Source organism: Aromatoleum sp., from assembly GCF_032027225.1.
GTDB lineage: Bacteria > Pseudomonadota > Gammaproteobacteria > Burkholderiales > Rhodocyclaceae > Aromatoleum.
Genome location: NZ_JAVSMM010000046.1, coordinates 1 through 2,036, shown reverse-complemented (window position 1 = coordinate 2,036; position 2,036 = coordinate 1). Strand labels below are relative to the sequence as shown.

The 2,036-nt window shown below is 65.7% G+C and carries 2 protein-coding genes; both read right to left on the bottom strand.

The window, feature by feature from the left end:
• Positions 1 to 1,157, bottom strand: a 1,157-nt coding sequence (clpX, locus tag ROZ37_RS22045) for an ATP-dependent Clp protease ATP-binding subunit ClpX (RefSeq protein WP_312662885.1), incomplete at its 3' end; no start/stop codon positions are given.
• Between the two features lie 99 nt (positions 1,158 to 1,256).
• Positions 1,257 to 1,919 carry an ATP-dependent Clp endopeptidase proteolytic subunit ClpP gene (clpP, locus tag ROZ37_RS22040; protein ID WP_312662883.1) on the bottom strand — a complete coding sequence of 221 codons (663 nt, stop codon included), beginning with the start codon at positions 1,917 to 1,919 and terminating at the stop codon, positions 1,257 to 1,259.
• Positions 1,920 to 2,036: the final 117 nt, after the last annotated feature.

The window sequence follows — 2,036 nt, the reverse complement described above, 5'->3', positions numbered from 1 at the left end:
GGGAGGTCGAACATGATGTCGAGCAGCGTCTGCTCGAGGATGGAACGCAGCCCGCGCGCGCCGGTCTTGCGCTTGAGCGCGCGCCGGGCGATCGCCTGCAGCGCCGCCGGGCGGATCTCGAGATCGACGCCTTCCATCTCGAACAGGCGCTGGTACTGCTTGACCAACGCGTTCTTCGGCTCGATGAGGATCTGCACGAGCGCGTCGTCGTTGAGCTCGTCGAGCGTGGCGACCACCGGCAGGCGGCCGACCAGCTCGGGGATGAGGCCGAACTTGACGAGGTCTTCGGGCTCGACCTCGCGAAGGACGTCGCCCACCGCGCGCTCGGCCGCGCTGCGCACCTCGGCGCCGAAGCCGATGCCGGTGCGCTCGGAGCGGTTGCGGATGACCTTCTCGAGGCCGTCGAAGGCGCCGCCGCAGATGAACAGGATGTTCGTGGTGTCGATCTGCACGAAGTCCTGGTTCGGATGCTTGCGCCCGCCCTGCGGCGGAACCGACGCGATCGTGCCCTCGACGAGCTTGAGCAGCGCCTGCTGCACGCCCTCGCCCGAGACGTCGCGCGTGATCGACGGGTTGTCGGACTTGCGCGAGATCTTGTCGATCTCGTCGATGTAGACGATGCCGCTCTGCGCCTTCTCGACTTCGTAATTGCAGTTCTGCAGCAGCTTCTGGATGATGTTCTCGACGTCTTCGCCGACGTAGCCCGCCTCGGTGAGCGTGGTGGCGTCGGCGATGACGAAGGGAACGTTCAGCAGCCGCGCGAGCGTCTGCGCGAGCAGCGTCTTGCCCGAACCGGTGGGGCCGACGAGCAGGATGTTGCTCTTGGCGAGCTCGATCTCGTCTTTCTTGCCCTTGTGGCGCAGACGCTTGTAGTGGTTGTAGACGGCGACGGAAAGGATTTTCTTCGCGCTCTCCTGGCCGATCACGTACTGGTCGAGGATGCCGCAGATCTCGGCCGGCGTGGGCAGGCCGCCCTTCTGCTTGCCGTTGGCGCTCTCGGCCTGCGTCTCGTCACGGACGATGTCGTTGCACAGCTCGATGCATTCGTCGCAGATGAAGACCGAAGGTCCGGCAATCAGCTTGCGGACTTCGTGCTGGCTCTTGCCGCAGAAGGAGCAGTAAAGCAGTTTCTCGCTCGAGCCCTTCTTGTCCGTCATGTTCGCTCCCGGCCGGACAGGTCGACTTCGCGGTGCGCGCCTGCCGCAACCGGGCCGTGCGCGTCGTGCCGCGGAACCGCACCGTGCGTTGCGGCCGACTCAGGCACCTTCCCCCCGCTTCGACATCACCTTGTCGATGAGCCCGTAGCTTACCGCATCTTCCGACGACATGAAGTTGTCGCGATCGGTATCGGTGGCGATGCGCTCGATCGGCTGGCCGGTCTTCTCGGCGAGGATGCGGTTCAGGCGCTCGCGCGTGTAGAGGATCTCCTTCGCGTGGATCTCGATGTCGGAGGCCTGGCCCTGCGCGCCGCCCGAAGGCTGGTGGATCATGATGCGCGCGTTCGGCAGCGCATAGCGCTTGCCCTTCGTTCCCGCGGCGAGCAGGAACGCGCCCATGCTGGCGGCGATGCCCATGCACAGCGTGGAGATGTCGGGCTTGACGAACTGCATCGTGTCGTAGATGGCCAGGCCGGCCGACACCGATCCGCCCGGCGAGTTGATGTAGAACGAGATGTCCTTGTCGGGATTCTCCGACTCGAGGAACAGCAGTTGCGCGACGACCAGGTTCGCCGTCTGGTCCATCACCGGACCGACGAGGAAGATGACGTGCTCGCGCAGCAGGCGCGAGTAGATGTCGTAGGCGCGCTCGCCGCGCCCGCTCTGCTCGATGACGATGGGCACCATGCCGAGGCCCTGCGGCTCCCGGCGATGCGCAAGGTGGGCATTGACGAGGTCTTCGACCAGGCTGTTGAAGGTCATCGCTGTCTCCGCGGCGTGCGCACGGCGCGCACGCACTGTTGCTGCTTCCGGTATTCGGCGCTCAACGCGAGCCCATCAGTTCGTCGAAGTCGAGCGTGCGCGTGGCGGCCTGCGCCT